A 25,470-nucleotide genomic window follows, 5' to 3' on the forward strand; every position below is an offset into this window, starting at 1 on the left:
GTTTACGCGTGCATGAGAACCGCGCACATCTCATTTCACGCGTACATGCGATTCGCGTGCCGGTTGCCGCGCCCACATTCCCCGAAAAACAGAAAGCGGCCGTGAAAGCGCAGTTTCTATCCCTTTCTGATAATATCCTCAACGTCATAAGCCAGCGCATACGCTGGTACTCAATTCGTATCCCTGAGATTGACCCGGTTCGACGGATGGATTTGCAGTTGAATCTAATGCGGTGTGGCACCTCCCGATAAGGTTGAATCGCGGGTTGTCCACGGCCGGGCGGCGGGTCGCCTGTCACGACCACGACGCTGCCCGGCGGTGGACAACCCGCGCGGCGATAAGCTTAGATCTTGCGCATGCAGGTTTTCGAACTCGAGCGGTGAACAGTAGCCGATGCTGCTGTGCAGGCGGCGTATGTTGTACCAGCTCTCCAGAAACGAGAAGAGACGCCGCCGTGCCTGTTCGTGGGTCGCGAAGTGTTCGCGACAGAGCAGTTCGGCTTCGAGTGTGCCGAAGAACGACTCGCACATCGCGTTGTCGTAAGCATCACCGGCCGTGCCCATCGATGGCTGTACGCCTGCTTCGCGGCAGCGCCGTCCAAAGGCAATGGATGTGTATTGGCAGCCGTGGTCGGAATGTAGCATCACACCTTCATGGCGTCGTTGCTGCAACGCCATGTCCAGCGCGCGCAACATCAGTTCGGTGTACAGATGGTTGGACATCGCCCAGCCAACGATGCGACGGCTAAACACATCCAGCACGACCCCCAGATAGAGGAATCCTTCACCCGTGGGTACATAGGTCGCATCTGCGACCCACAGCACGTTTGCCGCGTCGGCACTGAAGTGCCGGCGCACCAGATCAGGCGCACGCCGGGCGCCTGCGCGTGGCCGTGTGGTGCGCGGCCAGCGCCGCCGGCTTGCCCCGCACAGACCCGCCATACGCATGAGGCGCGCCACCCGCTTGCGCCCCACGTGTACGCCTTCGCGCGCGAGCTGCGCATGGATACGCGGTGCCCCATACGTGCCGCGCGAACTCGCATGTAGCGTGCGGATGTGCGCCAGCAGTTGCGCATCGCTACGTGTGTGCATCGCGGGCTCTCGCACCAGCCACGTGTAATAGCCGCTCGTCGAGACGCCGAGCAGCCGTGCCATCATTGCAATGGGCCAGCGGGCCCGGTTCGCTTTCATGAATCCGTACCGCCCTTCGGTGGAATGGATCCCGTCTCCCTCGCGAACCAGGCTGCCGCGTGAGAGAACCAGGCTGCCGGTGTGAGAATGGAATGAGCGCCTCCCACCCGTGAGCGGTGGAGATGGAAGGTAAGAAGGTGGGTCCTCACGGGGCGACGGCATCAAAGTGCCCAAAACGGTAGATCATAGAGATTTTCCAAAGCCAGACCGGAGGACCCGAATGCCGCGCGTCAATCAAGGTGAGAGCAGCGCGTCAATGAGGATGAGAGTACAGGCGTGGCGTCAGCGGTGAAGGGCGTAGCCCGGAACCGCTGACGCCACGCCGCGCCGAGGAGCCCCCCGTCATTGGAGAGCCTTGTCGGTGGTCGCGGTAGATCGGGTATGAACTGAGTCTTCCATGTCAAGGGGAGGCGCAGTGCCCGGACGGCACATCAACGACCATCAGATGAGGCTTTACATGAGGTACAGACTCAAGGAAGGACCAGCTCAAGCGGCTGCGCGCGCCGGGTTCAGCGCCGCCACGGGTTATCGCATCGAACAGGACCGGCGACTGCCATCGCAGAAGAAGGCGCCGCGCGAGCGCCGGCGCGCAGATCCGCTGGCTGCGATCTTTGACGCCGAGATCGTCCCATTGCTGCAGTCCGCGCCGGGTATCCGGCCCGTGGCCGTACTGGACGAGATGCTTCGGCGCCATCCAGACCTCTCGCGCAACGTGCGCCGAACACTGGAGCGACGTATTCGCGGCTGGCGCGCACTCCATGGCAAGGAGCGTGACGTCGTGTTCCGTCAGGTACACGAGCCCGGTCGCCTCGGCTTGTCCGACTTCACCGAGATGGACAGCCTGGGTGTCACCGTGGCCGGTGTCGCGCTGGAACATCGCCTGTATCACTTTCGCCTGGCCTGCTCGGGCTTTGAACACGCTCACGTCATTCTCGGCGGCGAGAGCTATGTCGCGCTGGCCGAAGGGCTGCAGAACGCGCTCTGGGCACTCGGTGGCGCGCCGCGCGAGCATCGCAGCGACAGCCTGTCCGCGGCGTTCCGCAACCTCGAGCGTGAAGTGCGCGACGACCTGACCACGCGCTACGAAGCGCTGTGTGTTCATTACGGGATGCAGCCTACGCGCAACAACCGTGGCATCGCCCACGAGAACGGCTCCATCGAGAGCCCTCACGGCCACCTCAAGAGCGCGGTGCGTGATGCGCTGCTCCTGCGCGGCAGTAACGACTTTGCCGAGCTCGCGGCCTATCGCCGCTTCATCGACGAGATCGTCGGTCGCATCAACGCGCGTAATGGCAAGCGCATTGAGGCCGAGCGAGCGCTGCTTCAGCCACTGCCGGCGCAGCGTACGAGCGACTACGAGGAAACGCGTGTGTACGTCAGCTCCACCGGTGGCTTCGTCCTGCGCAAGGTGTTCTATACCGTCCCGTCGCGCCTGATCGGTCATCGACTGCGTGTGCGGCTGTATGACGACCGGCTGGAACTGTTCCTGGGCAGCACGACCATGATGACGCTGCAGCGCGGCCGCCCGGGCGCCAACGGCAAGCACGGCCACGTCATCAACTACCGGCACATCATCCACGCGCTACGCCGCAAGCCCATGGCGCTGCTCAACCTGGTCTACCGCGATCAGGTCTTTCCGCGCGAGGCCTATCGATTGACCTTCGAACGCCTGTGCGAGCAACTGCCGGAGCGTGCGGCATGCAAGACCATGGTTGAACTGCTCAGCCTGGCCCACGAGCGCAACTGCGAGGCGCAACTGGCACAGGCGCTGCAGCAGTGCCTGGACGATGGACAGTTACCCGATCTGGGCGCACTGGATTCGCGTTTCGCACCGAAACCCGCAGCCGTGCCGCAGGTGCACGTCCGGCTGGCTTCGTTACGCGACTACGAGGCCCTGCTCGACCTGGCAACGGGGGTGGCAGCATGAGTCACGATTTCGACGCCACCTGCCTGTCGCTGCTGCTCAACGATTTGCGGCTGCCCGCCATCAGGCAGATCTGGCCTGGCTTTGCCGAACGCTCCGATACTGAAGGCTGGCCCGCCGCTCGCCTGCTGATGGCGCTGGCCGAACACGAGATCGCCGAGCGCGATCGACGCCGTATCGAACGCCACCTCAGGGAAGCGAGACTGCTGCCGGGCAAGACGCTGGAGAACTTCGATTTCGACGCGGTCCCGATGGTGTCCCGGGCGCACGTCTCGGCGCTTTGCGCTGGCGACGGCAGGCTGCGCAATGGCGCCAATCTGATTCTCATGGGGCCGCCCGGCGGGGGCAAGTCGCATTTATCGTCGGCCATCGGACTGAGCCTGCTGGAGAAGGGCTGGAAGGTCCTGTTCGCCCGCACCACCGACCTTGTGCAGCGGTTGCAGGTTGCGCGACGCGAGCTGGCTCTCGAATCTGCCATCAACCGGCTGGATCGCTTCGATCTCCTTATCCTTGACGATTTTGCGTACGCCAGCAAGGACCAGGCGGAGACGTCGGTGCTGTTCGAGTTGATCAGCGCACGGTATGAGCGACGTTCGGTTCTCTTGACGGCAAATCAGCCGTTCGGCGAATGGACCAAGGTCTTCCCCGACCCGGCCATGACGGTGGCCGCCGTCGACCGGCTGGTCCATCACTCGACCATCTTCGAGCTCAACGTCGAAAGCTACCGAGGGCGCACCGCCCTGCAGCGCAAGCAGCAGGGACCGGGACGTCCGGCCAGTTTCGCGACGCCAAACAACGTCGGCGTGCCGCCGCGCGCGGAGGAACAGCAATGACGAGCAACTCACAACTGAATGTCGTCACGCGTGATGGCACATCCGATGCGTCGCCGGCGACGTCCATCCCGCGCACTGCCGCGCAACGGCAACGCGCGTACCGCCTACGGCGCAAACGAGCCGTCATCGACGCCATTGGCGAAGAGACCTGTGCGTCACGCGTTACATTGCTGAGCCTGCTCAGTGATGGGTTGGCGGCACTGGATGCCGGTGGGACTCCGACGATGCTCATTGAAATCAAACGCAACAGCGTAAAGCGCGTGCTCAACGCCATCGTCACGCGTTACGGAATCGATCTCACCGACTGATGCACTGTTCTCATCCTGATTGACGCGCGGCGCGCGCGATGCTCGCCAGCGTCAATCAACAAGTGCGCGTCAATCAATAATCGCTTGCCAGCGTCAATCAACATGGGCACCATCAACCTCGCCGCGACATTCTCATCTTGTTTGTCGCGCGTCTCTCATCCAAATTGTCGCGCCACATCGATAAACCGCTGCGCCTGATGATGCGCGACCGGCGGCCGATCTATCGCCGGCCTCTGAAAATGCTCACGCGTACCGAGCGGATTCAAGCAGGGTGGTGGGATGGCAATATTGTCGAACGGGATTACTACGTCGCGGACGACGATCGTTGCCACATGGTCTGGGTGTATCGCGAGCGTCTTAACGAGTGGTATTTGCAGGGCTTGTTCGGCTGAGCATCATGACAACCTTCCTGCCATCCCCCTCTTGCAGCAGGGCGTCCGCATCCCCATGAACTCGTCGAACAGGCGATGTCGGGCGGCGATAGCGCGCTCGCGATCATCGACGAATGCTCACTGGCGGCGCGTCGTGCCTGCGCACACGGCGCTGAGAGAAATCAGACAGGAACGGGAGCGTCAACAGAACGACCGTGCGGGCAAGACACAAGCCGCGCACGCAGAAGCGTGCCCAGAAGATGCCGACGATCTGGTTCGATCAATGTGATCGTCTGGCCATCGTTCGTGGAAAAGCAGCGTAAAGCGTTGCTGGGTTCATCGTTGCTGGCGGTCTACGGTATTTTGCAACGCGACGACGGCGTCGCGACTGGCGGCGACAATGCCGGCCACGCCGGCAACGTGGTGAACGCCAAACGCAGGCCCAGGGAAAACGGAAAAACCAGGGCGAGGTGATCCATCTCGTCGCCCATCGTCTCGCGGACCACAGCGACTGGCTCGGCGAACTGGCCACGGCGAGCCGCGATTTTCATTGAAGCCGGCTGGCCGTGGTCAAGCAAAGGCGCGCATGCCCGATGTCAGGCGGCCGTTTCGCCGCGCCACGGAAATGCGGCCAGCACTTGCCGAATCGCCGTGTCGAATGGTGTGCGGCGGCCGATCCCGAGCGCCTCCAACTGGCTCGATGCCAGATGGCAGTTATGCGGACGAGGCGTCGCATCGGTCGGGGTGGACTGCGGCGTCAGGTTCGCATCGAGCTGCAATGCTTCGGCGAGGCGCACGGCGATCTCGTACTTGGTCATCGGTTCGTCGCCCGACCATTGCACGATGCCGCGGATCGTTTCGCCATGCGCATGCCGTTCGAGCATTTGCCGGATCACTAACGCGACGTCCGGCGTGAAGGTGGGATAGCGGATCGCCCACGCATCCATCACGGCGGATCTGCCATTCGATGACGCCGATGCGGCAATCGCCGGCACGAGACTCGTCACCGCCGATTCGGCCCAACTGACGATCGGCCCATACAGCAGCGGCAAACGCAGCACGCAGCCGAGGTCGGTCGTTGCCGTCAGCGCGCGCTCGCCGTCGAGCTTGCTATGCCCGTACGCGTTGAGCGGCGCGGGCGTGGAGTCGTGCCGATAGGGCGGGTGGGTGCCGTTGAACACGTAGTCGGTGGAGATCGACAGCGTCCATGCGCCGCGCCGGTTTGCCGCCGCAGCCAGGGTGCGCACTGCGTCGACATTCAGCGCGCGGGCAAGCGCCGGATCGTGCTCGCACACATCCGGCCGACGTTCCGCCGCGGCAATCACGAGCGCGTCCGGCGCTTCGCGCTCGACAAACTGCTCGACCGCCTGCGCGTCACGAATATCCAGTGCGACGGTGTTCGGCGCCGGTCGGCTGAACGCCGTGGCAACGACTTGCCAGTCCGCCTGCCGCGCCAGTTCGTCGACGAGCGCGCGGCCGAGCAGCCCGGACGCGCCAATGACGACAACTTTGAACATGGTCTGAACTCGCTTAGCGGGCTGTGCCGCCGGTTGCCGTTCCGCTCGCGACGGCGGTAACCGTGTAACCGGCGTCGTCGATGGCGGCCTTCAGCGTGTCGACCGGTTGCGCCGAGTCGACCACCACACGGCCGGACGCGAGATCGACCTGAACCTGCGCGGCTGCATCGTGTTCGCGAATGGCGTTGGTGACGGCCGCGACACAATGCTGGCAGCTCATGCCATTAACCTTGAATTCGATTGTCATCAGGATTGCCTCGGGAAAAATCAATATTACGGTAGTTGAATTATGCCTGCCGATCCGTACTTCAGTGTCTGGACCTTCCCATCATGGGAAGGTGTACGATCGACTGACACCTTGAGGAAACAGTCATGAATATCGGCGAAGCGGCCCGCACATCGGGCGTCACGGCGAAGATGATTCGCTACTACGAAAGCGTTGGCTTGCTGACGGCAAAAGCGCGCACCAGTGCTGGCTACCGCGTATACGGTCCGCAGGAGGTCCATTCGCTGCGCTTTATCCGGCAGGCGCGCCGGCTCGGCTTTCTGGTCGAAGACATTCGCCGGCTGCTGGCGTTGTGGCACGATCGCTCGCGCGCCAGCGCCGAAGTGAAGCAGATTGCGCTGGAACACGTCGCGGAGCTCGACCGCCGTATCGCCGAACTCACCGAAATGCGCGATACCCTTGCTCATCTGGCCAATCACTGCCATGGCGACGATCGCCCCGACTGTCCGATTATCGAGCGCCTTGCCGATACGAATCTTGTTTCGGGGAAGGCTTGTCATCCCATTTGATGTGCGTTGACGGGATAGGTGCAACCTAGGGTGTGAATTTGTTGCAACCTGGTGGCAATTTGCACCAATTATGTGCAATAAAATTTGGGGTGGCATCCAAGACCACTAAAATTTCATCTTGAGTCGAGCCAAATCAAGAACTTATACGCACTGCTAGCGTGCACCATTCCAAAACGGAATGCACGTCATGCGGGCATTTCACTAGTCAGGTTGCACCATAGGGTTATAATTCGGGTTAACCCTTTTACGGGAAATCCCTGATGTCCAAATCACCGGGGATTCAATCTGATCCTTGGAGAACATCATGTTTGCATTGATTCTTGAAAAGCTGAGCGCCTGGTTTGAAACCGCCGAACGTAGCCGCCGGGAAGCCTACCTGGCATCGTCGTCGGACATCGTTCAGCTTGAACAGCGTATCCGCTCGCTCGAAACCAACGGCTACTCGCTGTAAGTTTCATCTGCTTCGAGTTTGACCCGGCTGCGCTCGATGCGCGGCGATTGTAGTACAGTGTCGAGCCCCGTCGATTCGGGGCTTTGTCACATCTGGACCCTGAGAATTGCCCGGCAAACGGTGCTCGAACGCTATGCTTGGCGAATACCGACTAGCCTGGCGGCTAATGCCGAGGTAAGGTAAAGTGTTCTCCGCGCAATCCGGCATTCTCAACCCAACCGGTCCGCCTATGTCCTCTGTCCGCTCGCCCCAATCCATCCTGGCCGTAGCCGCTGCAGCCTTGCTGACGACGGTTTTCGCCGTCCCGACGGCGTTCGCCACGCCGGACAGCGCCCGCAGACCGGTGATCGTCGACTCGCAGGGCGGCATCATCAATGGCCAGAGCGGCACGGTGGTGCAGACCGGGCCGCTATCGTGGCAGCCGATCGTCGGCGCGCAGCCCATCGCAACGCCCACCGAGCTGGCGCTGCCGGAGTCGTCGATACCGATCGTTGTCGCGCCTTATATTCAATTGCCCGCGGGTGGTGGCGCGCCGCCACGACCACAGCCCCGTCCGCTGCCTCCTTCGCAATAAGCGTCGTCGGCGCGATTTCTTCCGGCGGTTCTGATTCATCCCCGTTGACACTTCGACGCCCGGCACGCGCCTGGCCGCCGCTCGCGCATCCGCGCATGACTTCAGCTCGTGCAGGCGTGACGACTCGTGAGCGGCATTGGGGTTTGGGCGCATGGCGCGAGCGAAACCGTCCGACGACAATCGTTTCGCAGCGTCTCGCCAGCGGACCGAGCGATCCTGATCGCGCCGCGTCACCGCTTCGAATGAAAACAGAACAAGGAGACATCAGATGTCCATTCACTGGATCCGGCGTGCGACGAGTGCCTGCGTGACACTTCTCGCGCTTGCCGTGCCGCCCGGCGTCGCGCTCGCCAAAGACACGCCTGAGATGCCCGCGCTGACAATGGCCGTCGGCGGTTTGCCCGGCCTCTACTATTTGCCGGTACTTGCCGCGCATCAACTGGGCTATTTCAAGGACGAAGGGCTCGACGTCACGCTCGAAGATTTCGCGGGTGGATCGAAGGCGCTGGAAGCGGTGGTCGGCGGCAGCGCCGACGTGGGCGCGGGGGCGTTCGAGCACACGCTGTTCATGCAGGCAAAGGGGCAGCACTACCGGGCGTTTGCGCTGATGGGCCGCGCGCCGCAGATCGTCGTCGCGGTGGTGAAGTCGAAGGCCGATCAGTTCAAGTCGCTGGCGGACTTCAAGGGCGCGAAAGTCGGCGTGAGCGCGCCGGGTTCGTCGACGGATCTCGTGCTTACCGTGGCTTTGCGCAAAGCCGGTGTGCAACGTAGCGAGATTTCGGCGATCGGTGTGGGCAGCGGTGCCACGGTGCTGGCTGCCGTGAGTAGCGGCCAGATCGACGCGCTCTCCAACGTCGATCCGATGATGACCAAGCTCACACGCAGCGGTGCGATCAAGGTGCTGGTCGATACGCGTACGGTGAAAGGCACGCAGGAGGTATTCGGCGGGACGATGCCCGCGGCGACGCTCTACGCATCGGAGAGTTTCATCCAGAAGAATCCGAAGACGACGCAGGCGCTCGCCAATGCGATCGTGCGCGCAAACCACTGGTTGCAGACCGCGAGCGATGCCGATTTGCTGAAGATGGTGCCGCCGGCTTATCTGCTCAACGACTCGGCGCTTTATGTGGAAGCCTTCCACAACGTGCGCGACGCGTATTCACCGGATGGCTTGATGCCGGCCGACGGCCCGGCGACTTCGTTGCGCGCGCTGGCGTCGTTCGATAGCCGGCTTGATCCGAAAAAGATCGACCTGAACGCTACCTATACGAACGACTTCGCCCGTAAGGCCGCGGCGCAGCTGAAGTAAGCGCACAGACGGGCGGCGGGAAACCCGGTTGCGCGCGCTATACGCTGTACTTTGGCAGCCGATGCGCGCGCGGCCCGCAACAGATTCGCTTGTCGTGACGCACTCGCCGAAACCCGCAGCGCGAGCATGCAATAAAGCTCGCTTGCGCCGACACGCGCATTGGTAACCGTAACTGCAATCTGCCCGCGGCAAACCTCAGTCGCCGCGATACTCCACCTTGAAGTCCGCGGCCTTGTCCTCGCCGAGCGTTTTGACCAGCCAGGGCATCTGCTCTTTCAGCATTTTCGCCAGCGTATACGGCGGGTTCAGAATGAACATGCCGCTGCCGAAGAGTCCGAAGCCATCCGCTGGCGGATTGCTGACAGTCAGGCTCACGTGGATCCAGTTACGCTCCTGCAGCTTCTTCAACTGATCGGGGAAACGCTGCGATTCCGGGCGCTTCACCTGCGGATACCAGACCGCATAGGTGCCGGTCGGAAAGCGCTTCAGGCTCTCTTCGACACAGCGCAGCGTGCGTGTGTAATCGCGCTTGTCCTCGTACGACGGATCGAGCAGCACCAGCGCGCGGCGCGGCGCCGGCGGCAGCAGCGCGAGGATGCCATCGAAGCCGTCGCCCGCGTAAAGCATCGCACGGCGGCCCGCGTCGCGGAAATTGTGGCGCAGTACGTCGATTTCGGTGGTGTGCAGTTCGAACAGACGCATGCGGTCCTGTTCGCGCAACTGCCGCCACGCGATATACGGCGAGCCGGGATAGAAGCGCAACTGGCCGTCCGGATTGAGCGCGCTCACTTCATCGACGTATTCGGCGAAGAGCGGCGGCAGATCGTTGCGCTCCCACAGTTTGGCGATGCCCGTCTGGAATTCGCCGGTTTTGGTCGCGTAGCCTTCCTTCAGCGAATAGACGCCGGCGCCCGCATGCGTGTCGATATACCAGTAGGCTTTGTCCTTCTGGCCGAGGTAGCGCAATAGCTGCAACACGACGGCGTGTTTCAGAACGTCGGCGTGATTGCCTGCATGAAAGGCGTGGCGGTAGCTGAGCATGATGAGGAAACGCTGAAAGAGGGCATGCCGGTCCCGGGCGGATTCGGCGGTGCGGGTGCAATGCGGCGGCACAGCGGGCAAACAGCGCCGGTGTGCAGCGCGGTCGCGTATTGTACGCGACGCCGCGTTGCGCTTCCCGGTAAGTTCCGGCTCGAGTCCGGTCAGTCGCAAGCGTCGCCGATGACTTCCTCGATCCGCTGTTTGATCTCCGGCGTGATCCGCGCTGCCACCTCGGCGGATTTCATGTTCTCGCCAATCTGTTCGACCCGCGACGCGCCCGTGATCACAGTGCTGACGTTCGGATTCTGCAGAATCCAGGCGATCGCGAGTTGGCCAATCGTGCAGCCCAACTCGTCGGCCACAGCGCCGAGCTTGCCGACCACGTTGTTCTTGCCTGCGTCGGTGACCTGCTTGCGCAGCCAGTCATAACCTTGCAACTGCGCGCGGCTATCGGCCGGCACGCCGTCGCGGTATTTGCCGGTGAGCAGCCCGGACGCGAGCGGACTCCAGGTGGTCAGCCCGAGGCCGATATCGCCGTAAAGCCGCTTGTATTCCTGCTCGACGCGTTTGCGGTGGAACAGGTTGTACTGCGGCTGCTCCATGACCGGTTTGTGCAGATGGTGCCGCTCTGCGATCTCATACGCGGCGCGGATCTCGTCGGCGCTCCATTCGGACGTGCCCCAGTACAGCGCCTTGCCGCGCGTGATCATGTCGCTCATCGCCCAGACGGTCTCCTCGACCGGCGTGTTCGGATCGGGACGATGGCAGAATACCAGGTCGACATAGTCGAGTTGCAGGCGTTTGAGCGACGCGTCGACTGCGTCCAGCAAGTATTTGCGGTTCAGCGTGTGGTACTGATTCGGCGCTTCCGTGAGCCCCCAGAAGAATTTCGTCGACACGACATAGCTCACGCGCGGCCACGCCAGTTCCTTGAGGGCCTGGCCCATGATTTCCTCGGATTGGCCGCCCGCATAGACCTCGGCGTTATCGAAGAAGTTGACACCCGCGTCGCGCGCTGCCGCAAGCGATTCGCGCGCCGCGCGATGATCCACCTGATTGCCGTAGGTGACCCATGAGCCGATGGACAGTTCGCTGACTTGCAGGCCGGAGCGGCCCAGACGTCGATAGTTCATGTATGTCTCCTTGTTGGTGATGCCGCCGGTATTGCGCCGAAAACGTCCAGTTTAAAGAGATGCAGCTCGATGTGCGTTTTACCTATGGAGTTCACAGGGTTCATGCACAATAGCAGCGTTGGCCGCAATGTAGCATTCGGCCGAACGGTCTATGCCGTTTGACCGACTTCACGCCGTTTGCGGCCTGTGGTCTCATTGCTCATCAACTGCATGGAGGTTCCGGATGTCGTCTCTGAACACGAATCTGAACGGCAAGGTCGCCGTGGTTACTGGCGCGGCAAGCGGCATTGGCAAGCAGATTGCGCTGACCCTTTCCGCGGCGGGCGCGGCGGTCGCGATCGCCGACCTGAACCAGGACGGCGCGAACGCCGTCGCTGAAGAAATCACGAAAGGTGGCGGTAAGGCAATCGGCGTGGCGATGGACGTCACGAGCGAAGAGGCCGTCAATCAGGGCATCGACAAGATCGCCGCGGAACTGGGCTCGATCGATATTCTGATTTCCAACGCCGGCATCCAGATCGTCAATCCGATCGAAAACTATTCGTTTTCGGACTGGAAAAAGATGCAGGCGATTCACGTGGACGGCGCCTTCCTCACCACGAAGGCCGCGCTGAAGCACATGTACAAGGACGATCGCGGCGGCATCGTGATCTACATGGGCTCGGTCCATTCGCACGAAGCGTCGCCGCTGAAGTCCGCCTATGTGACGGCCAAGCATGCGCTGCTGGGGCTCGCACGCGTGCTGGCCAAGGAAGGCGCGAAGCACAACGTGCGCTCGCATGTGGTGTGTCCGGGTTTCGTGCGCACGCCGCTCGTCGACAAGCAGATTCCCGAGCAGTCCAAGGAACTCGGCATCAGTGAGGAAGAAGTGGTCAAGCGCGTGATGCTGGGCGGCACGGTCGATGGCATTTTCACCACGGTGGAAGACGTCGCGCAGACGGTGCTGTTCCTGTCCACTTTCCCGACGGCGGCGCTGACCGGCCAGTCCTTCATTGTGAGCCACGGCTGGTACATGCAATAAGGAGGTGCCCATGGCGCAACGCAATCTGAAGCGGGCGCGCGTGGGCGCGCCCGGCGACGGGGACGGCGAGGGCGCCGGTCCGCCCGCCGCCGCGCTCCCTGGCCAGCACTTCGAGTTGCCCAACTACGAAACTGTCGCGCTGATGCTGCAGGGCGGCGGCGCGCTGGGAGCCTATCAGGCCGGCGTCTTTCAGGGGCTTTACGAAGCCGGCATCGAGCCCAACTGGCTGGCGGGCATTTCGATTGGCGCGTTGAATACGGCCATCATTGCCGGCAATCCGCCGGAGAAGCGGGTCGAACGGCTGCTGCAGTTCTGGGAGACGATCTGCCAACCGGCATTCGGACCGCCATTGCCGGCTTTCGTCGAGCACGCGTTCTTCAATTCCAGCGAGGCCGTGCGCAAAGCCTTTACGGCAACCCAGGCGATGGGCGCGATCGTCGAAGGGCAAAAGGGCTTTTTCGTGCCGCGTTTCCCGCCGCCGTTGCCCACGGTGTCCGGGCCGCCGCAAATGGCCAGCTACTACGACACTGCACCGCTGAAGGCCACGCTCGAGGCGCTGTGCGATTTCGACCGGATCAATTCGCGCGAAATGCGCGTGTCGGTGGGCGCGGTCAATTGCGGTACGGGCAATTTTGCGTACTTCGATAACACGCACACCACGCTGAGGCCCGAACATTTCATGGCGTCAGGCGCGTTGCCGCCAGGCTTCGCGGCAGTCGAAATCGACGGCCAGTATTACTGGGACGGCGGTTTGATGTCGAATACGCCGCTCTACGAAGTGATCCAGTCCACGCCGCGTCGCGACACGCTCGCGTTCCAGGTCGATCTGTGGAGCGCGATCGGGCCGGTGCCGGACAACCTCACCGACGTTCAGGGACGCATGAAAGACATCCAGTATTCGAGCCGCACGCGTCTCGTGACCGACATGATGCAGCGCTCGCAGCGTTTCCGGCACGTGTTGCGCGAGGTGCTGGAGCGCGTGCCGTCCGACCAGCGTGACGATCCGTGGTGCAAGCTGGCCGAAGACCTCGCGTGTTCGAAGCGCTACAACGTGATCCATCTCATCTACCGGCAGAAGGAATACGAAGGGCACTTCAAGGACTTCCAGTTCGGCCTGTCGACCATGCGCGAGCACTGGCGAAGCGGTCTGGAGGACATCCGCCGTTCGCTCGAGCAACCCGAGTGGCTCGACATACCCGATAACGACGCGGGTTTCGTCACGCACGATATCCATCGCGATGCGCGCTGAAAGGGCGGCGGCGTTCAGCAATAAAAAACGGCGCCCTTTCTGAAAGGGCGCCGCTTTTCACAAGCAGTTCCAGCAGAGCGGGCGACGAACGTCCGCGCTCTGAAATGCGTTACTTCAACACGTGAGCAATCGCGTTAGCCACTGTGTCGAGGTTGCGCGTGTTCAGCGCAGCCACGCAGATGCGGCCCGTGCCCACGGCATAGATGCCGAACTCTTCGCGCAGACGGTCCACTTGCGGCGCCGTCAGACCCGAGTACGAGAACATGCCGCGCTGTGCGTTCACGAAGCTGAAGTCGCGATCCACACCGCTCGCCCGCAGGCGCTCAACCAGACCATTGCGCATTGCGCGGATACGGTCGCGCATTTCGGCCAGTTCCTTTTCCCACGTGGCGCGCAGTTCGGGCGAGGCGAGCACCGCTGCGACCACCGAGCCACCATGCGTCGGCGGGTTCGAGTAGTTCGTACGGATCACGCGCTTCAGTTGCGACAGCACGCGTGCGGCTTCTTCCTTGCTTGCCGTGATGATCGACAGCGCGCCGACACGCTCGCCGTACAGCGAGAACGACTTCGAGAACGACGACGAGACGAACACGTTCAGTTCCGATGCCGCAAACAGACGCACGGCTGCGGCGTCCGATTCGATGTTGTCGCCGAAGCCCTGGTACGCGATGTCGAGGAACGGCACCAGATCGCGCGCCTTGACGACTTCGACCACCTGCTTCCATTGATCGACGGTGAGGTCGACGCCGGTCGGGTTGTGGCAGCACGCGTGCAGCACGACGACCGTGCCTGCGGCGTAGCCGTCCAGCGCGCTCAACATGCCTGCGAAGTTCACGCCATGCGTGTGCGCGTCGTAGTACGGGTACGACTCGACCTGGAAGCCTGCGCCTTCGAACAGCGCGCGGTGGTTTTCCCAGCTCGGATCGCTGATCGCGACCTTGGCCGCCGGGTTCAGGCGCTTCAGGAAGTCCGCGCCGATCTTCAGCGCGCCCGTGCCGCCCAGTGCCTGCGCCGTGACGACACGGCCCGCTGCGATCAGCGGCGAGTCGTTGCCGAGCAGCAGCTTCTGCACGGCTGCATCGTAAGCGGCGATGCCTTCGATCGGCAGATAGCCGCGCGGCAGCGCAGCTTCGACGCGGGCCTTTTCAGCTTCGCGCACGGCGCGCAGCAGCGGAATCTTGCCTTCTTCATCGAAGTACACGCCAACGCCGAGATTGACCTTGGTGGCGCGCGTATCGGCGTTGAAAGCTTCGTTCAGGCCCAGAATCGGGTCGCGGGGAGCAAGTTCGACGGCGGAGAACAGAGACATGGTGGGTGGGCAGCAGTAGTGAAAAGAGGGCGGCTCCGAGCGCGGGCGGCCCAGCCTGAGGCGTCTGATGCAGAACGCGGACAGGTGGCGGATGGCGGCGAGCGAGCGTAACTTCGCATTGTAACGAATCCGCGAGCGTTTTTCGGGCGACAAGACCAGCAGGAGGCAATTATTTGCTTGAAAAACAGGCACTCCGGCGTCATATGGCGAGAACAGCTCTGCGCGGACGCCGACTGGCGACAGCCGCCAGCCGGCTCCCGGTCCATCCCACGAACGCCCCTTATGGCCGCTCTGCGCATAACCGGAAAGACTCGATTGGTCCGAGCAAAGGGCCATAGCAGTGCTCCGGCGATCGGCCGCAAACCCGCCCGCGACTTCCCAGACGACTTCCTCAACCCTACGCGGACCCGCTCAATCCGCGTTTCCCGCAACCCGTTAGAATGGTCCTTTGCCCAAGGCCCGGTGCCGTCCCCATGTCCGAACACCACCTGACTGAAGCCGAAGAAACGCTCGACGAATCCAAATTCGTCACGTTCGAAGGCTCGCCGTTTCAGCTCTATCAGCCGTATCCGCCCGCCGGCGACCAGCCGACGGCGATCGACACGCTCGTCGAAGGCGTCGAGGACGGGCTCTCGTTCCAGACGCTGCTCGGCGTAACCGGCTCCGGCAAGACCTTCACGATGGCCAACACGATCGCGCGGCTCGGCCGCCCGGCGATCGTGTTCGCGCCGAACAAGACACTCGCCGCGCAGCTTTATTCGGAGTTCCGCGAGTTCTTTCCGCGCAATGCGGTCGAGTACTTCGTGTCGTACTACGACTACTATCAGCCGGAAGCCTACGTGCCGCAGCGCGACCTGTTCATCGAAAAGGACTCGTCGATCAACGAGCATATCGAGCAGATGCGGCTGTCGGCCACCAAGAGCCTGATGGAGCGGCGCGACGTGGTGATCGTCGGCACGGTGTCGGCGATTTACGGTATCGGCAATCCGTCCGAATATCACAAGATGATTCTGACGCTGCGCACCGGCGACAAGCTCGGTCAGCGCGACATCATCGCGCGGCTGATCGCGATGCAGTACAACCGCAACGAAGCCGACTTCCAGCGCGGCTCGTTCCGCGTGCGCGGTGACACGATCGATATCTTCCCGGCGGAGCACGCCGAGATGGCGGTGCGTGTCGAATTGTTCGACGACGAAATCGACACGCTGCAACTGTTCGATCCGCTCACCGGCCGCGTGCGGCAGAAGATTCCGCGCTTTACCGTGTATCCGTCGTCGCACTATGTGACGCCGCGCGATACCGTGGTGCGCGCGGTCGAAACGATCAAGACCGAGTTGCGCGAGCGGCTCGAATTCTTCTATAGCGACGGCAAGCTGGTCGAAGCGCAGCGGCTCGAGCAGCGCACCCGCTTCGACCTGGAAATGCTGCAGGAGTTGGGTTTCTGCAAGGGCATCGAAAACTACTCGCGGCATTTCTCCGGCGCGGCGCCCGGCGAGCCGCCGCCGACGCTGGTCGACTACCTGCCGCCGGACGCGATCATGATGCTCGACGAATCGCACGTGCTGATCGGCCAGTTGAACGGCATGTACAACGGCGACCGGGCGCGCAAGGAGAATCTGGTCGACTACGGCTTTCGCCTGCCGTCGGCGCTCGATAACCGGCCGCTCAAGTTCAACGAGTTCGAGCGCAAGATGCGCCAGGTCGTGTTCGTGTCGGCCACGCCGGCGGATTACGAAAAGAAAACAGCCGGGCAGGTGGCCGAGCAACTGGTGCGCCCGACCGGTCTCGTCGATCCGGAAATCGAAGTTCGGCCGGCGCGCAGCCAGGTCGACGACGTGCTCGGCGAGATCAACGAGCGCGTCAAGGTCGGCGACCGCGTGCTGGTCACGGTGCTGACCAAGCGGATGGCCGAGCAGTTGACCGAATTTCTGGCCGACCACGGCGTCAAGGTGCGCTATCTGCACAGCGACATCGACACGGTGGAGCGGGTCGAGATCATCCGCGATCTGCGGCTGGGCACCTTCGACGTGCTGGTCGGGATCAACCTGCTGCGCGAAGGGCTGGATATCCCGGAAGTGTCGCTGGTCGCGATTCTCGACGCGGACAAGGAAGGCTTTCTGCGCGCCGAGCGCTCGCTGATCCAGACCATCGGCCGGGCGGCGCGCAACGTGAACGGCAAGGCGATTCTGTACGCGGACAAGGTGACGGACTCGATGCGCCGCGCGATCGACGAAACCGAGCGGCGGCGCGCCAGGCAGATCGCCTTCAACGTCGAGCACGGCATTACGCCGCGCGGGGTGGTCAAGCGCATTCGCGACATCATCGACGGCGTGTACAACGTCGACGATGCGCGCGCCGAACTGAAGGAGCAGCAGACGCGCGCGAAATTCGAGGACATGTCCGAGAAGCAGCTCGCCAAGGAGCTCAAGCGCCTCGAAAAGCAGATGATGGAGCACGCCAGGAACCTCGAGTTCGAAAAGGCCGCGCAGACCCGCGACCAACTGGCGCTGCTGCGTCAGCGCGTGTTCGGCGCGAACGTCGGCGACCACGTCCCCGGCATCGAATAAAGCCGCTTTCCACCGCAGGGCGCGGCAATGTGCCGCCCTGTCCATTGCAGCCGGAAAATCCGCCTGACGCCCCAGCACGTTCCCTCACACGCGCTTCCTTAAATCTGCCTTAAGACCCTATTGCGACAAGGCTTTGCGTGCGTCCTGAATTGTTCTCCGTGGCGATCAATGATAAACTCGCCCAATATTGAGAATGGTTCGCATTTAAAGTTCGTATATGCGGTTTCTTCCGGTCGATCGCCCCTGCTGAAGGATGGTGGGACCGCCGCATCAGGCATGCGCAACGCACTGTTCCAATGGGTTCGATTCCAGTCTGATAAAAACAAGGAGTTTCAATGCGGATTTCTTCATTTGTGCGCGGTGGCGCCGCAGCGGTGGCCGCAGTGGCGGCTCTTTCGGCGACGGCCGCGGAATACCCGATCGGCAAGCAGCAGATCCAGGGCGGCATGGAAATCGGCGCGGTCTACCTGCAGCCGATCACGATGGAACCGGAAGGCATGATGCGCAAGGCGTCGGACTCGGACATCCACCTCGAAGCCGACATCCACGCGGTCAAGAACAACCCGACCGGTTTTGCCGAAGGCGACTGGATGCCGTATCTGCAAGTGCGTTATGAGCTGACGAAAGCCGGCTCGAATCAGACGCAGAAGGGCGACATGATGGCGATGGTCGCCAACGACGGTCCGCACTATGGCGACAACGTCAAGCTGCAAGGCCCGGGCAAGTATCACCTGAAGATGATCGTCGAAGCGCCGATGCAGACAGGCCATATGGCTTTCGGCCGTCACGTCGACAAGGAAACCGGCGTGGGCCCGTGGTTCAAGCCGATCACGCTCGAGTACGACTTCACCTTCGCCGGCATCGGCAAGAAGGGCGGCTACTGATCGGTCGATTGCCGCCGGTCACGCTGCGCAGCCATGCTTGAGCGCGCGGCCGCAGATCGACGAACGGGCGAATGAGTGAATGAATGCAGCAGGCGGCGCGCGGACGATCGAGATCGGCGCGCCGCGTTTTCCGGAAAGGCTAATGAGAATTAACCGAAAGATCGCGATGCTCGCCGCCACGATGTTGCTCGCGGGCACCGCCCACGCAGCCGACCTGCCGACCTTCAAGCTGGAAATGAACGACGGCAAGCTGAACCCGGCCCGTATCGAAGTGCCGGCGGGGCAGCGTATCAAGATCGAAGTGCGCAACACCGGCAAAGGCGCAGCCGAATTCGAAAGCGTGCAGCTTCGTAAAGAAAAGGTGTTGGCGCCGGGCGCGGATTCGTTCGTCGTGATTGCTCCGCTGGAGCCGGGCGAATACAAGTTTTTCGACGATTTCCACCAGCAGGCGCAGGGCGTGATCGTCGCGAAGTAATCGCTTGAGACGCAAGCGCGAGCGCTCGGCGAGTGCCGCGTTCGCTCAGGCAGTCAAGCAGCAGAAAGGATAGAAGGGAGAGCTTGAATGGGTCAGATTCTATTCATCGTGTGGCGGGAAAGCGTCGAGGCCTTGCTGGTCGTCGGCATCCTGTACGCGTGGTTGAAAAATGGCGACGACGATGCGCGCCGCGGCTTGCCGTACCTGTGGGGCGGCGTCGCGGCCGGTGTGATCGCGGCGGTGGCGCTCGGCGCGGCGCTGGTCGGCTTCACCGAAGTGCTTTCCGGCGACGCGCAGGATTACTTCCAGACCGCGATGGTGCTGGTCGCCTGTGTGCTGATCGTGCAGATGGTGCTGTGGATGAAGCAGCACGGCCGGTCCCTGAAGCGCGACATGGAACAGTCGCTGCGAAAGAGCCAGCGCGACTCGAACTGGTGGGGCGTCGCGTTGCTGGTGGCGCTGGCGATCGCGCGTGAAGGCAGCGAAACGGTGATCTTCCTGTACGGCCTCGGCTTCGGCCAGTCGGGTCACGTCGACGGCAATCAGATGCTGGCGGTCGTGATCGGCCTTGGTCTCGCGTTCCTGACTTTCTACTTGCTGCAACTGGGCGGCAAGTTCTTCTCATGGCGGCTCTTCTTCCGCGTCACCGAAATCATGCTGCTGTTCCTAGGCGCGGGCCTGTTCCAGACCGGTGTCGACAAGCTGATCGACAAGGAAATCCTGCCGACGATTGTCGACCAGTTGTGGAATTCGTCGGCGATCCTCGACGACTCGAACACCTTCGGTTCACTGGTCGCGACGCTGACTGGCTATCGCGCTCATCCGGCGCTGATGAATCTGCTGGCGTACGCGGTGTACTGGGCGGTCGTTTATCTGCTGTTGCGTCGTGCGAATCGCAAGCCGGCGCAGCAAGCGGCAGGGCGCGCCGCATGAGCGCCGTGATGACCCGGCCGGGTCGTCTTGCGGCGGCCGGCCAATGGATGCAGCGTCACGGCGCCGTGATCCGCGGCATTCAATGGGTTGTGGTGGCGGTGTACGCGTTTCTGATCATCGTGCCGGCGGTGATGCCGCTGCCGGACGACACCGCGCATCTGTGGACCAACCTGACGCTCGCCGCGCAGTTCGTGTTCTGGGGCATCTGGTGGCCGTTCGTGTTGCTGTCGATGGTGATGCTCGGCCGGGTCTGGTGCGGCGTGCTGTGTCCGGAAGGCGCGCTCGCCGAATTCGCCAGCAAGTTCGGCCGCGGCTGGGCGATCCCGCACTGGATGCGCTGGGGCGGCTGGCCGTTCGTCGCGTTCGGCATCACCACCATCTACGGGCAGATGGTGAGCGTCTACCAGTATCCGAAGGCCGTGCTGTTGGTGCTCGGTGGCTCGACCTTCGCGGCGATTATCATCGGCTTGCTTTATGGACGGGAGAAGCGCGTCTGGTGCAAGTACCTGTGCCCCGTCAACGGGGTTTTTTCGCTTCTGGCACGCCTTGCGCCGTTCCACTACAAAGTCGATGAAGACGCCTGGCGGCGTTCGTACAGGAACGGCGAGCATGGGCATCGCGTGATTCCGATCAATTGCGCGCCGCTCGTGCCGCTGCGCAATATGAAGGGGGCGGCGGACTGCCATATGTGCGGCCGTTGCAGCGGGCACCGCGACGCGATTGCGTTGACGTGGCGCGCGCCGTCGTCGGAAGTCGTGCAGCTCGGCGACAAGCGGGCGAACCCGTGGGACACCGCGTTGATCCTGTACGGCCTGCTCGGCATCGCGATCGGCGCGTTCCACTGGACCGCGTCGCGCTGGTTCGTCGACCTGAAGATGTTCTTCGCCACGTGGCTGGTCGATCACGACATCACCTGGCCGCTCGACACCAACGCGCCGTGGTTCCTGTTCACGCATTACCCCGAACAGAACGACGTGTTTTCCTGGCTCGACGGCACGATGGTGATCGGCTACATCCTCGCGACCGCGCTGGTATACGGCACCGCGCTGCTGCTGTTGCTGACGGGCGCGACGCGCATGCTCGGGCGTTTCAGCGCGGTGCGTCTGCATCATCTGACGCAAGGGCTGATTCCGATCGCCGGCGCGGGTGTGTTCCTTGGGCTGTCGGCCACGACGTTGTCGCTGCTGCGTGCGGAACATGTGCCGCTGTGGTGGGCGTCGGATCTGCGTCTCGCGATTCTGCTGATCGCTAACCTGTGGAGCGCATGGCTTGCGTGGCTCGTCACGCGTCGCTATAGCGAGCGCTTCGTGCAGCGCAGCCTCGCGATGATGTGGTTCGCCGCCGCACTGGCCGTGGTCGATAGCGCGTGGTGGTTGATGTTCTGGGGCTGGGCTTCGAAGTAAGCCAGAAGCTTTATTCCGGCCGTGCCGCGTTCGTTGGAACACTGGCCGCGCCACACAAACAAAAAAGCCGTGGAGATGGCAACATCCCACGGCTCTTTCATTTTCTGCATCAGCGGCACACGACGTTTCGTGCATCCGCATCGGGTGAGAACCAAAAAAGCGGCCTGGCTGGCTGCGACGGCTGGCTTGGTATCTGCACGAAGGGGTCTAGTTCTCACGTGCAAGCCGTCGTGGCTGGCTAATGCCCAACACCTCTCGAGGAGGTGGTCCCCACAATACCCGGTACTTACCTCTGTTCGTTGTTACTTCGTCAGGATCAGCTTGCCTAAGCGCGTGGCACGCAGCTGGTAGGTTTCGCCGTTGTGCACGATGCTGACGTGACTATGTCCTTGCAGCAATGCGTCGCTGCGTACGACTCGTTCCGTCGTCTCGCCCGAACCGTTTGCACGCTCCGCGGCAGGCTTCGCGGCGGGTGCGCTCGCCGTCGACGATTTCGGACGGCTGGTCAGCGCGGCCGCCGGGCGGTGCAGGCTGAGTGTGGAAGGGCGGGTGAGATCGGTCATTCGTTTTAGCTTGTTGGTCGATTCGATGGATTGATTCTAAATGATAACCATTCCTATTTACAAGAAAGAGAAATTCATCGGATCCGAGTTCTGATAGCTAAACGAAAGGGGCGTGGAAGAACAGGGGAAGATCGCCTTCAGCCGGCGGCCCCGCAGGGCGTAAGCGCAGCGGACACAGCGGCGCGGGCAGCGCTCCCGCGCCGGATTCAATGCAGCGAACCGGGCTCCTGCCTGGTCTGCACAAACTGGCGGATCAGCCGCACCGTATCGATATCGTTCTCCCGATACGCCGACTTGACGATTTCCTGCGTCTGCACCGCGTCCTGGTCGGTGGAGACCGGCAGCGTGGTCGCGTACTCGAAGCGCAGGAACAGCTGCAGCTCGTCCGGCTGTTCGATGGTCATCGTCAGCGAGCCGCCGACGTAGTCTGCGGTTGGCAGAATGTCGTAGCGCACGCTCTGGCTCTCCTGCAGCGTGACGCGATCGCGCACGGTGGCCTGGCCGTAGTGCAGCTCCCGCTCGAGGACATTGCCGTCGCGCGACAGAATCGTGCAGCTGTCGAGTCCCATCACGAACAGTTGCGGCTGCTCGGCGCGCAGCACGAGCCCCTCCCACAACTGCTCGCGGGTCATCGAGTCGACAAAGGGATTCAACGGGTCGTTGATCTGGATAAGGTGTTCGAAATTCAAGTCGGCGGCTTCCTGTGAAAGCGTTGCAATACGTGTGCCCCCTGTCAGCGTGGGCGCGCCCTGCGGGCCATCGCCGCGTTACGCGATGACGAGACCCGAACGGATCGTGATCGAATTCGAGAGGATCTTGTGAACCGGGCACGCATTGGCGATTTGCAAGAGCCGTTCCCGCTGCTCGTCGGACAGATCGCCTTCGAGCACGATCTTGCGGTCGATGGTCGAGCCCGCGTCGCCGGTTTCGAACGAGAGCGTCACGCGCACCTCCGTCAATGGCCATTCCTTGCGCTGAGCGTACATCTTCAGTGTGATAGACGTGCAGGCGCCGAGGCTCGACAGCAACAGCGAAACGGGCGCCGGCCCGCGATCGCCGCCGCCGAGCGACTGGGGTTCGTCGGCCAGCCACGTGTGCTTGCCGTCGTCCAAAAGGACTCGGAAATTCGTTGAACCGATGTGGGCGGTGACGGTGGACTCTGCCATGCGCGCTCCTGAACAGGACGGAAAATCGCCGCGCGCCACGACTCATTGTGGTGAACGGCGTGGCGCGCGGCATGAAACGCTATTGTGAACGAAATTACCGGCCTGAGTGCCTCGGGCTGATCTATGTCTGGTTTGAATGAACCCCGACGCGAGCGGCGCGTTGGACGCTACTCGTGCCACCCGTGTTGTCAGCGGCGGCATGTCGCGATGCCGGGCGATCCACAAGCTGGCCGCCGCGATCCTTAAATGGCGGCGCGTGCTTCACCGTCGCTCAGTGCGTGATCGCGCCCATGCGCCCGGCCTGGTAATCGACGACGGCCTGGCGGATCTCGTCCTCGGTATTCATCACGAACGGGCCGTAGCGCACCACGGGCTCCTTCAGCGGCACGCCGCCCAGCAGCAGCACCTCGAGCGGCTCCTCGCCGGCGGTCAGCGTGACGGCGTCGCCGTCGTTCTGAAACACCACCATCTTCTGCGCGTCGATTTGCTGACGTGCTTCGCCTTCGCCATAGAAGCCCGTGCCGGCCAGGCTATACGCGAACACGCGATAGTCGGCCGGCACCGGCTGGCGGATCGTCGCGCCCGGTTGCAGCGAGAAATGCTGATACAGGATCGGCGTGCGCGTTTCGATCGCCGCCTTCACGCCGAGCGCTTCGCCGGCGATCACCTTGACACGCACCTTGCCGTCCGCGGACGTCGCCACCGGAATGCTCGATGACGGTATCTCCTGGTAGCGCGGCGCGATCATCTTGTCGCGACGCGGCAGATTCACCCACAGTTGCAGCCCGTGCACGCGTCCGCCGGTCCGCACGAACGACGGGTCCGGCATCTCGCTATGCACGACGCCCGCGCCCGCGGTCATCCATTGCACGTCGCCGGCGTGCAGCGTGCCGGAATGGCCCGCGGAATCCTTATGGCCCAACTGGCCCTCCAGCACGTACGTGACCGTTTCGAAGCCGCGATGCGGATGGTCGGGCGCGCCTTTGGCCTCGCCCGGCGCGTAGTCGATCGGGCCCATTTCGTCGAGCAGCAGGAACGGATCGAAGTCCATCAGCAAACGGGTCGGAAACGGGCGGTAGACGATAAAGCCGCCGCCTTCGGTCGTGCGAACGGCGGGAAACGTGCGTTCGATCGTGCGTGTCGTGCTCATCAAAGTCACCTTGAAAAATGGGGAATAGCGTCATTTTTGAAACATCGAGCTATTATAGGGACCGTTTTTAGAGGTGCCAGCCGCCGTCACGCAATGGATTGTTCTATTAATGGAACGATGAGATGAAGATCGATTCACACAACCTGAATGACCTGATGTACTTCTCGCAGGTCGTCGAACATGGCGGTTTTTCCGCCGCCGAACGGGTGCTGGGCATCTCCAAGTCGCGCCTGTCGCGCCGGCTGACCGAGCTGGAAGCGTCGCTGGGCGTGCGCCTGTTGCAGCGCTCCACGCGCAAGCTGGCGCTGACCGAAGCCGGCCAACTGTTTTACCAGCATTGTCAGGCGATGCTGAGCGAGGCGAAGGCGGCGGTCAACGTCGTGCAGCAACTGCGCGCGTCGCCGCGCGGCACCGTGCGCGTCAGCGTGCCGGTCACGATCTCGCAGACCATCCTGTCGACGATCCTGCCGGAATTCATGCATCGCTATCCCGAAGTGCGGGTGGTGATGCGGGTGACGAACCGCGTGGTCGATCTGTTCGAGGATTCGATCGACGTCGCGCTGCGCGTGCGCTCCGACCCGCCGGAAAACGCCAACATCGTCGTGCGGCCGCTGTGGCGCACGCAGCAGATGCTGGTGGGCGCGCCGAGTCTGTTGCAGCAGAATGCGCCGCCGCTGTTGCCAGCCGATCTGAGCCGCTTCGAAACGCTCGACGTACCGACCAGCGACGGACGCCACGTCTACAACCTGATCTCGCCCGACGGCACGCGTCACGCGCATGAACACGAGCCGCGACTCGTGACCGCCGATCTGATGACGATTCGCGAGGCGGTGCTCTCCGGCGTCGGCATCGCCGCGCTGCCGGAGATGATGTACGGTGCCGCGTTGCGCGCGGGGCAATTGTCGCCGGTCATGCCGGGCTGGACCTTTCCGACGCCGCAGTTGTACGCCGTATTCGTGTCGCGCCAGGGGATGGTGCCGGCGGTGCGCGCGTTCGTCGATTATCTGGTCGAGATGCTCGATCCGGACGACGGCAAACACATCATGGGCGAATGTCCGGCATGGGAGGAAAAGGCCGCGGCGCAACCGTCGCTTGCAGTTGCGCCCTAGCTGGCCTTCCGCAACGCTATATCGCTTTTAGCATTTAAGCGTGGCTTGTCATGAGTACTTTCAATGGCCGTTTGCTTGAATGCGCGCGCTCACAGGCCTATAGTGGAATCCCTTCGCTAAGGAGTCTCTTATGCGGAAACTCATGGCCGCTATCATAGCGGGCCTGATAGGGCTGACCGCGCTGTCCGTGTCGAT

The 25,470-nt window shown here is 62.6% G+C and carries 27 protein-coding genes and 1 pseudogene; 18 read left to right on the forward strand and 10 right to left on the reverse strand.

Going from position 1 to position 25,470, the window contains the following annotated elements; translation table 11 throughout:
- On the forward strand, positions 1-251 hold a 251-nt coding region (locus tag HV744_RS36835), incomplete at its 5' end, for a hypothetical protein (protein WP_217469157.1).
- Here HV744_RS36835 and HV744_RS25665 read toward each other — a convergent pair.
- On the reverse strand, positions 225-1,190 hold the full coding sequence (locus HV744_RS25665; RefSeq protein WP_175152183.1) for an IS3 family transposase: 966 nt from the start codon (positions 1,188-1,190) through the stop codon (positions 225-227). The genes HV744_RS36835 and HV744_RS25665 overlap by 27 nt on opposite strands.
- 415 nt (positions 1,191-1,605) lie before the next feature.
- Here HV744_RS25665 and istA point away from each other — a divergent pair, with 415 nt between their 5' ends.
- The 5 genes and pseudogenes from istA to HV744_RS38305 all read left to right on the forward strand — a co-directional run bounded on the left by istA (position 1,606) and on the right by HV744_RS38305 (position 5,100).
- Positions 1,606-3,117 carry an IS21 family transposase gene (istA, locus tag HV744_RS25670; protein ID WP_425497829.1) on the forward strand — a complete coding sequence of 504 codons (1,512 nt, stop codon included), beginning with the start codon at positions 1,606-1,608 and terminating at the stop codon, positions 3,115-3,117.
- Positions 3,114-3,947 carry an IS21-like element helper ATPase IstB gene (istB, locus tag HV744_RS25675; protein ID WP_175152185.1) on the forward strand — a complete coding sequence of 278 codons (834 nt, stop codon included), beginning with the start codon at positions 3,114-3,116 and terminating at the stop codon, positions 3,945-3,947. The genes istA and istB overlap by 4 nt, the downstream gene beginning before the upstream one ends.
- A complete protein-coding gene (locus tag HV744_RS25680) occupies positions 3,944-4,255 on the forward strand; it encodes a hypothetical protein (RefSeq protein ID WP_175152186.1) in 312 nt (103 codons plus the stop codon). The genes istB and HV744_RS25680 overlap by 4 nt, the downstream gene beginning before the upstream one ends.
- A gap of 176 nt (positions 4,256-4,431) precedes the next feature.
- Positions 4,432-4,647: pseudogene (locus HV744_RS25685) on the forward strand (Y-family DNA polymerase); the annotation flags it as partial.
- A gap of 285 nt (positions 4,648-4,932) precedes the next feature.
- Positions 4,933-5,100, forward strand: coding sequence for a hypothetical protein (locus tag HV744_RS38305; protein WP_175152187.1), 168 nt, complete (start codon positions 4,933-4,935; stop codon positions 5,098-5,100).
- 122 nt (positions 5,101-5,222) lie between these two features.
- On the opposite strand, the gene HV744_RS25695 is transcribed toward HV744_RS38305, so the two are convergent.
- Positions 5,223-6,143, reverse strand: a complete 921-nt coding sequence (locus tag HV744_RS25695; RefSeq protein ID WP_175152188.1) for a dTDP-4-dehydrorhamnose reductase family protein — start codon at positions 6,141-6,143, stop codon at positions 5,223-5,225.
- 13 nt (positions 6,144-6,156) lie between these two features.
- Positions 6,157-6,390: a heavy-metal-associated domain-containing protein gene (locus HV744_RS25700; RefSeq protein ID WP_175152189.1), complete on the reverse strand. Its 234-nt coding sequence runs from the start codon at positions 6,388-6,390 to the stop codon at positions 6,157-6,159.
- A 125-nt stretch (positions 6,391-6,515) separates the two neighbouring features.
- Here HV744_RS25700 and cueR point away from each other — a divergent pair, with 125 nt between their 5' ends.
- The 4 genes from cueR to HV744_RS25720 all read left to right on the forward strand — a co-directional run bounded on the left by cueR (position 6,516) and on the right by HV744_RS25720 (position 9,272).
- Positions 6,516-6,938: a Cu(I)-responsive transcriptional regulator gene (gene cueR, locus HV744_RS25705; RefSeq protein WP_175152190.1), complete on the forward strand. Its 423-nt coding sequence runs from the start codon at positions 6,516-6,518 to the stop codon at positions 6,936-6,938.
- Between the two features lie 304 nt (positions 6,939-7,242).
- Positions 7,243-7,389 (forward strand): DUF3563 family protein, encoded by a 147-nt coding sequence (locus HV744_RS25710; protein ID WP_175152191.1) that lies wholly within the window; start codon positions 7,243-7,245, stop codon positions 7,387-7,389.
- A gap of 229 nt (positions 7,390-7,618) precedes the next feature.
- Positions 7,619-7,963 (forward strand): hypothetical protein, encoded by a 345-nt coding sequence (locus tag HV744_RS25715; protein ID WP_175152277.1) that lies wholly within the window; start codon positions 7,619-7,621, stop codon positions 7,961-7,963.
- A gap of 268 nt (positions 7,964-8,231) precedes the next feature.
- Positions 8,232-9,272, forward strand: a complete 1,041-nt coding sequence (locus tag HV744_RS25720; RefSeq protein WP_175152192.1) for an ABC transporter substrate-binding protein — start codon at positions 8,232-8,234, stop codon at positions 9,270-9,272.
- Positions 9,273-9,467: 195 nt separating this feature from the next.
- Here the strand turns inward: HV744_RS25720 and HV744_RS25725 are convergent, their stop codons facing one another.
- Together HV744_RS25725 and HV744_RS25730 are read right to left on the reverse strand one after the other, a co-directional pair.
- Positions 9,468-10,313, reverse strand: coding sequence for a 23S rRNA (adenine(2030)-N(6))-methyltransferase RlmJ (locus HV744_RS25725; RefSeq protein ID WP_175152193.1), 846 nt, complete (start codon positions 10,311-10,313; stop codon positions 9,468-9,470).
- 161 nt (positions 10,314-10,474) lie between these two features.
- Positions 10,475-11,446: a potassium channel beta subunit family protein gene (locus tag HV744_RS25730; protein ID WP_175152194.1), complete on the reverse strand. Its 972-nt coding sequence runs from the start codon at positions 11,444-11,446 to the stop codon at positions 10,475-10,477.
- A gap of 223 nt (positions 11,447-11,669) precedes the next feature.
- Between HV744_RS25730 and HV744_RS25735 the strand changes: the two genes are divergently transcribed.
- Both HV744_RS25735 and HV744_RS25740 read left to right on the forward strand, forming a co-directional pair.
- A complete protein-coding gene (locus tag HV744_RS25735; protein ID WP_175152195.1) occupies positions 11,670-12,467 on the forward strand; it encodes a 3-hydroxybutyrate dehydrogenase in 798 nt (265 codons plus the stop codon).
- A gap of 10 nt (positions 12,468-12,477) precedes the next feature.
- Entirely contained in the window at positions 12,478-13,716 is a 1,239-nt protein-coding gene (locus tag HV744_RS25740; RefSeq protein WP_175152196.1) for a DUF3734 domain-containing protein, read from the forward strand.
- Between the two features lie 109 nt (positions 13,717-13,825).
- On the opposite strand, the gene HV744_RS25745 is transcribed toward HV744_RS25740, so the two are convergent.
- Positions 13,826-15,025: an amino acid aminotransferase gene (locus HV744_RS25745; protein WP_175152197.1), complete on the reverse strand. Its 1,200-nt coding sequence runs from the start codon at positions 15,023-15,025 to the stop codon at positions 13,826-13,828.
- 473 nt (positions 15,026-15,498) lie between these two features.
- On the opposite strand from HV744_RS25745, the gene uvrB reads away from it, so the two are divergent.
- The 5 genes from uvrB (at position 15,499) to HV744_RS25770 (ending at position 21,287) form a co-directional block, all read left to right on the forward strand.
- Positions 15,499-17,592, forward strand: a complete 2,094-nt coding sequence (gene uvrB / locus HV744_RS25750; RefSeq protein ID WP_175152198.1) for an excinuclease ABC subunit UvrB — start codon at positions 15,499-15,501, stop codon at positions 17,590-17,592.
- A 335-nt stretch (positions 17,593-17,927) separates the two neighbouring features.
- Positions 17,928-18,476: an iron transporter gene (locus HV744_RS25755; RefSeq protein ID WP_091795661.1), complete on the forward strand. Its 549-nt coding sequence runs from the start codon at positions 17,928-17,930 to the stop codon at positions 18,474-18,476.
- Positions 18,477-18,618: 142 nt separating this feature from the next.
- Entirely contained in the window at positions 18,619-18,951 is a 333-nt protein-coding gene (locus HV744_RS25760) for a cupredoxin domain-containing protein (protein ID WP_175152199.1), read from the forward strand.
- An 87-nt stretch (positions 18,952-19,038) separates the two neighbouring features.
- Positions 19,039-19,884, forward strand: coding sequence for an FTR1 family iron permease (locus HV744_RS25765; protein ID WP_175152200.1), 846 nt, complete (start codon positions 19,039-19,041; stop codon positions 19,882-19,884).
- The gene (locus tag HV744_RS25770) at positions 19,881-21,287 is read left to right on the forward strand and encodes a 4Fe-4S binding protein (protein ID WP_175152201.1); all 1,407 of its coding nucleotides are present in this window, start codon (positions 19,881-19,883) and stop codon (positions 21,285-21,287) included. Before HV744_RS25765 ends, HV744_RS25770 begins: the two co-directional genes overlap by 4 nt.
- A 302-nt stretch (positions 21,288-21,589) precedes the next feature.
- On the opposite strand, the gene HV744_RS25775 is transcribed toward HV744_RS25770, so the two are convergent.
- The 4 genes from HV744_RS25775 to HV744_RS25790 form a co-directional block, all read right to left on the reverse strand.
- Entirely contained in the window at positions 21,590-21,850 is a 261-nt protein-coding gene (locus HV744_RS25775) for a hemin uptake protein HemP (protein WP_175152202.1), read from the reverse strand.
- A gap of 206 nt (positions 21,851-22,056) precedes the next feature.
- The gene (locus HV744_RS25780; RefSeq protein WP_175152203.1) at positions 22,057-22,539 is read right to left on the reverse strand and encodes an SRPBCC family protein; all 483 of its coding nucleotides are present in this window, start codon (positions 22,537-22,539) and stop codon (positions 22,057-22,059) included.
- Between the two features lie 78 nt (positions 22,540-22,617).
- The gene (locus HV744_RS25785) at positions 22,618-23,016 is read right to left on the reverse strand and encodes an OsmC family protein (protein ID WP_175152204.1); all 399 of its coding nucleotides are present in this window, start codon (positions 23,014-23,016) and stop codon (positions 22,618-22,620) included.
- A 271-nt stretch (positions 23,017-23,287) separates the two neighbouring features.
- Entirely contained in the window at positions 23,288-24,166 is an 879-nt protein-coding gene (locus tag HV744_RS25790; RefSeq protein WP_175152205.1) for a pirin family protein, read from the reverse strand.
- A gap of 122 nt (positions 24,167-24,288) precedes the next feature.
- Between HV744_RS25790 and HV744_RS25795 the strand changes: the two genes are divergently transcribed.
- The gene (locus tag HV744_RS25795) at positions 24,289-25,275 is read left to right on the forward strand and encodes a LysR family transcriptional regulator (RefSeq protein WP_175152206.1); all 987 of its coding nucleotides are present in this window, start codon (positions 24,289-24,291) and stop codon (positions 25,273-25,275) included.
- Positions 25,276-25,470 lie beyond the last annotated feature (195 nt).

The organism is Paraburkholderia ultramafica, from assembly GCF_902859915.1.
Taxonomy (GTDB): domain Bacteria; phylum Pseudomonadota; class Gammaproteobacteria; order Burkholderiales; family Burkholderiaceae; genus Paraburkholderia; species Paraburkholderia ultramafica.